The sequence below is a fragment of the Streptomyces sp. P5F9 genome, from assembly GCF_057961495.1.
This window is the reverse complement of sequence record NZ_JBXVPZ010000580.1, coordinates 1-5,294: the sequence shown is the minus strand read 5'-3', so window position 1 is coordinate 5,294 and position 5,294 is coordinate 1. Positions and strand designations below refer to the sequence as shown.

5 protein-coding genes are annotated in these 5,294 nt (G+C 72.8%); all 5 read left to right on the top strand.

Features of this window, described 5'->3' with window-relative positions; translation table 11 throughout:
- The coding region (locus tag AC31A1_RS46055; protein WP_489659041.1) for a dihydrolipoamide acetyltransferase family protein at positions 1 to 696 on the top strand (696 nt) is incomplete at its 5' end.
- A gap of 54 nt (positions 697 to 750) precedes the next feature.
- Entirely contained in the window at positions 751 to 1,704 is a 954-nt protein-coding gene (locus AC31A1_RS46050; RefSeq protein WP_489659040.1) for an NTP transferase domain-containing protein, read from the top strand.
- A complete protein-coding gene (locus tag AC31A1_RS46045; RefSeq protein ID WP_489659039.1) occupies positions 1,701 to 3,086 on the top strand; it encodes a molybdopterin molybdotransferase MoeA in 1,386 nt (461 codons plus the stop codon). Before AC31A1_RS46050 ends, AC31A1_RS46045 begins: the two co-directional genes overlap by 4 nt.
- Positions 3,083 to 4,177, top strand: coding sequence for a potassium channel family protein (locus tag AC31A1_RS46040; protein WP_399195970.1), 1,095 nt, complete (start codon positions 3,083 to 3,085; stop codon positions 4,175 to 4,177). The genes AC31A1_RS46045 and AC31A1_RS46040 overlap by 4 nt, the downstream gene beginning before the upstream one ends.
- Before the next feature lie 72 nt (positions 4,178 to 4,249).
- Positions 4,250 to 5,230: an NAD(P)H-quinone oxidoreductase gene (locus AC31A1_RS46035; RefSeq protein WP_489659038.1), complete on the top strand. Its 981-nt coding sequence runs from the start codon at positions 4,250 to 4,252 to the stop codon at positions 5,228 to 5,230.
- The last annotated feature ends 64 nt before the right edge of the window (positions 5,231 to 5,294 follow it).

The following is a 5,294-nucleotide window of genomic DNA, read 5'->3' as shown; positions in this document are numbered from 1 at the left end:
ACCGACGGAGTCACCCGCACCCCCCTCCGCGGCATCCGGGGCGCCGTGGCCGACAAGCTCTCCCGCAGCCGCCGGGAGATCCCCGACGCGACCTGCTGGGTGGACGCCGACGCGACGGAGCTGATGCGCACCCGCGCGGCCATGAACGCCGCCGGCGGCCCCAAGATCTCCGTGCTCGCCCTCCTCGCCAGGATCTGCACGGCCGCGCTGGCCCGGTTCCCCGAGCTCAACTCCAGCGTGGACATGGACACGAGGGAGATCGTCCGGTTCGACCGGGTCCACCTCGGCTTCGCCGCGCAGACCGAACGCGGGCTGGTCGTACCCGTCGTACGGGACGCGCAGGCGCGGGACGCGGAGACGCTGAGCGGGGACTTCGCCCGGCTGACCGAGGCGGCCCGGACCGGGACGCTGACGCCCGGGGACCTCACCGGCGGCACCTTCACGCTCAACAACTACGGGGTGTTCGGCGTCGACGGTTCCACACCGATCATCAACCACCCCGAGGCAGCCATGCTCGGCGTCGGCCGTATCGTCCCCAAACCGTGGGTGCACGAGGGCGAGTTGGCGGTGCGGCAGGTCGTCCAGCTCTCGCTCACCTTCGACCACCGGGTGTGCGACGGCGGCACGGCGGGCGGTTTCCTGCGGTATGTGGCGGACTGCGTGGAACAGCCCGCGGTACTGCTGCGCAACCTGTGATCACGGCGGCGCGGGCGAGTTCCCTGTGATCAGGGCGGGACGCATACTCGGAAGGTGACCGCGCACGAGCCCCCCGACGCCGCACCCGCCGTCGCCTACGACGCCGTCGTGCTCGCCGGTGGTGCCGCCCGGCGGCTCGGTGGTGCCGACAAGCCCGGCCTCCGGGTGGGCGGCAGAGCGCTGCTCGACCGGGTGCTCGCCGCCTGCGCCGATGCCGGGACCACGGTCGTCGTGGCCGACCCGAGGCCCACCGCGCGGCCGGTGCGCTGGGCGCGTGAGGATCCGCCCGGTGCGGGTCCGGTCGCCGCGCTCGATGCCGGGCTGCGGCACACCACCGCCGAGGCCGTCGTGGTCCTCTCGGCCGACCTGCCGTTCCTCGAAGCGGCCACCGTACGGCGGCTGTTGACCTCTCTGCGGAGCGGCGGCGCCGAAGGGGTGCTGCTCACCGACGCCGACGGGCGTGACCAGCCGCTCGTGGCCGCGTACCGCGCGTCGGCGCTCCGCCGGGAGCTGACCGCACTCACCGACGCCGCATCCATCAGCGGCTCCACCGCGGGCGGCGGCCTCACCGGGCTGCCCCTGCGCCGGCTCACCGCCGCGCTCGAACTCACCCGCGTCCCCGACCCCGTCGCGTCCTTCGACTGCGACACCTGGGACGACCTCGCCACCGCCAGGGCACGCATCAGGGAGCATGGGCACGTGTTGGATGAATGGATTTCCGCAGTCAAGGACGAACTGGGCATCGACCTGGACGTCGACACCGGCATCCTGCTCGACCTCGCCCGCGACGCCGCCCACGGGGTGGCCAGGCCCGCCGCACCGCTGACCACCTTCCTGGTCGGCTACGCGGCGGCGCAGGGCAAGGGCGGCCCCGAAGCCGTGGCCGAGGCCGCCCGCAAGGCCGCCGCCCTCGCGCTGCGCTGGGCCGACGAGGACACCCCGGAAGCCCCGTCCGACGCCAAGGCCGATGCCCCACAGGCCGCCCCGGGTCCGGACGTCGCCGGATGAGCGCGCGCGGTGTTCACGCCGGCGAGCACGCCCAGGACGCCGAGGACCTCGACGTCGAGGAGGTCCTCGCCCTGGTGAACGAAGGCAGCACCGGCTCCGGCGGCCCCGCCGTGCCCTCATCCTCGGCCACCTCCTCGCACGCACCGCAGGGCACCTCCCGCAAGCCCGACACCGACCAGCACCAGGCCACCCCCTGGCCCGAGGCCCGCGCGATCGCCGGCCGTGCCGCACGCACCGGTTCCCGCCGCGCCCCCGTCTCCGTGACCCTCGACTCCGCCCTCGGTCTCGTCCTGGCCGCACCGCTCGTCGCCCTGAGCGACCTGCCCTCGTTCGACACCTCGGCGATGGACGGCTGGGCGGTCGCGGGCCCCGGCCCCTGGGCCGTACGCGAGGACGGGGTGCTCGCAGGCCACGCGCAGTCCGAGCCGCTCAGCGACGGCGAGGCCGTACGGATCGCGACCGGGGCCCGCGTCCCCGCGGACGCCACCGCCGTCATCCGCAGCGAACACGGCCGCACCGACGACAAGGGCCGGCTCCACGCGGCCCGGGACGTCGGGCACGGCCAGGACATCCGACCGCGCGGCCAGGAGTGCCGCAGCGGCGACCAGCTGCTGCCCGGCGGCACACTCGTGACCCCGGCGGTGCTCGGCCTCGCCGCGGCCGCCGGGTACGACACGCTCACCGTCGTACCCCGTCCCCGGGTCGAAGTCCTCATCCTGGGCGACGAGTTGCTCACCGAGGGGCTGCCCCGGGACGGGCTCATCCGGGACGCGCTCGGGCCGATGCTGCCGTCCTGGCTGCGCGCGCTCGGCGCCGAGGTCATCGCGGTCCGTCGGCTCCGCGACGACGCGAAGGTGCTGCACAAAGCCATCACGGGCAGCGGCGCCGACCTCATCGTCACCACCGGCGGCACCGCCTCCGGCCCGGTCGACCACGTCCACCCCACCCTGCGCGGCATGGGCGCCGAGTTCCTGGTGGACGGCGTCAAGGTCCGCCCCGGCCACCCCATGCTGCTGGCCCGCATCAAGGACGACCAGCACCTCGTCGGCCTGCCCGGCAACCCCCTTGCCGCGATCTCCGGCCTGCTCACCCTCGCCGAACCGCTGCTGCGCACCCTGTCGGCACACCCCGCCCCGGAGCCGTACGAGCTGCCCCTCCAGGACGCGGTGCGCGGGCACCCGTACGACACCCGGCTCATCCCCGCCGTCCTGCGCGGCGACTCTGCCGTGCCGCTGCACTACAACGGCCCGGCCATGCTGCGCGGGATCGCGGCGGCCGACGCGCTCGCGGTCGTACCGCCGGGTGGTGCGCGGCAGGGGCAGCAGGCGGAACTCATCGATCTGCCCTGGGCGGCCGCCGGGATCGGGGTGTGTTTCACGTGAAACAGTCGGGCCATGATGCGATCGCCCGCCAGGCGGACGAACATCTCGTGACCCATCGGGTGGAACTCCCGAAGAAAGTGGTCGAGCACCCCTTCCAGCAGGTCGCGAAACGCCTGTCCATCGCGCTGTTCCTGCTGGTCGCGACCGCGTTGATCGTCTATGCCGACCACGAGGGCTACAACGACAACTCGGACGGCTCGGTCGACTTCCTCGACGCCTTCTACTACGCCACGGTCACCCTCTCGACCACCGGCTACGGCGACATCACCCCGGTCAGCGACGGCGCCCGGCTCACCAACATCCTCGTCGTCACGCCGCTGCGCGTGTTCTTCCTGATCGTCCTCGTCGGCACCACCCTCGAAGTCCTCACCGAACGTACGCGGGAGGAATGGCGTCTCAACCGCTGGAGGTCCACGTTGCGGGATCACACCGTCGTCATCGGCTTCGGGACGAAGGGGCGGTCCGCGATCCAGACCGTGTGCGCGACCGGGCTGAAGAAGGAACAGGTCGTCGTGGTCGACCCCAGCGGGAAGGCGATCGAGGCGGCGAGCAGCCAGGGATACGTCGGAGTCGTCGGGGACGCCACCCGCAGCGAGGTCCTCAAGCGCGCCGAGGTCCACAAGGCGCGGCAGATCATCATCGCGACCCAGCGCGACGACACGGCCGTGCTGGTGACCCTCACGGCCCGGCAGCTCAACCGGGGCGCGAAGATCGTGGCCGCCGTCCGCGAGGAGGAGAACGCGCCGCTGCTCAAGCAGTCCGGCGCGGACGCCGTCATCACCAGCGCCAGCGCGGCAGGCCGCCTGCTCGGCCTGTCCGTGCTCAGCCCCGCCGCCGGCATGGTCATGGAGGACCTCATCCAGCAGGGCAGCGGACTCGACATGACCGAACGCCCGGTCATAAAGGCCGAGGTCGGCAAGTCGCCGCGCGACACGGACGACCTGGTGGTGAGCGTCGTCCGCGGGCACCGGGTGCTCGGCTACGACGATCCGGCCATCGGAACCCTTCAGCTGACGGACCGGCTCATCACGATCGTGCGGGTGTCGCCCGGTTCGCAGGTCGCGCCGGACACCCGGCCGCTGCCGGAGTGACACGCCTTCGGCCGCCGCCTCGGTGACACACCTTCGGCGGTCGGCCGTATGACGAGGAGTAGCGTCGGCCTCATGCATGCGATCACGATTTCCGAACCTGGTGGGCCCGAGGCGCTGGTGTGGGGCGAGGTCCCCGATCCGGTCGCCGGCGAGGGCGAGGTACTGGTCGAGGTGGTGGCCAGCGCCGTCAACCGGGCCGACATCATGCAACGCCAGGGCTTCTACGCCCCGCCGCCCGGCGCGTCCTCCTATCCCGGCCTCGAATGCTCCGGCCGGATCACCGAGCTCGGCCCCGGGGTGTCGGGCTGGTCGGTCGGCGACGAGGTGTGCGCGCTGCTCGCGGGCGGCGGTTACGCCGAGAAGGTCGCCGTTCCGGCCGGGCAGCTGCTGCCCGTGCCCGCCGGTCTCGACCTGAAGCAGGCCGCCGCGCTGCCCGAGGTGGTCTGCACGGTCTGGTCGAACGTCTTCATGGTCGCCCACCTCCGCCCCGCCGAGACGCTCCTCGTGCACGGCGGCTCCAGCGGCATCGGCACCATGGCGATCCAGCTCGCGAAGGCCGTAGGCGCCAAGGTCGCCGTCACCGCGGGCACCAAGGACAAGCTCGACTACTGCGCCGAGCTGGGCGCCGACATCCTCGTCAACTACCGCGAGCAGGACTTCGTCGCCGAGATCCAGCAGGCCACGGGCGGTGCGGGTGCCGACGTCATCCTCGACAACATGGGCGCCAAGTACCTGGACCGCAACGTCCAGGCCCTCGCCGTCAACGGGCGGCTCGCGATCATCGGGTTGCAGGGCGGCATCAAGGCCGAGCTGAACATCGCCGCGCTCCTCGGCAAGCGGGCCGCGATCAGCGCGACCTCGCTGCGGGCCCGCCCGCTCGGCGAGAAGGCGGCCATCGTCGCAGCCGTACGCGAGCACGTGTGGCCGCTGATCGAGGCCGGTCAGATCCGGCCGGTCGTCGACCGGGAGCTGCCGATGAGCGAGGCGGGGACCGCGCACCAGGTGGTGGAGGACAGCGGGCACATCGGCAAGGTGCTGCTCGTCGTGCCGTAGGCCCGGCGGCTTCTAGCCACGGCGTAGCCGGAGAGCGATGAAGGCCAGGCCCAGGCCGAGCCCG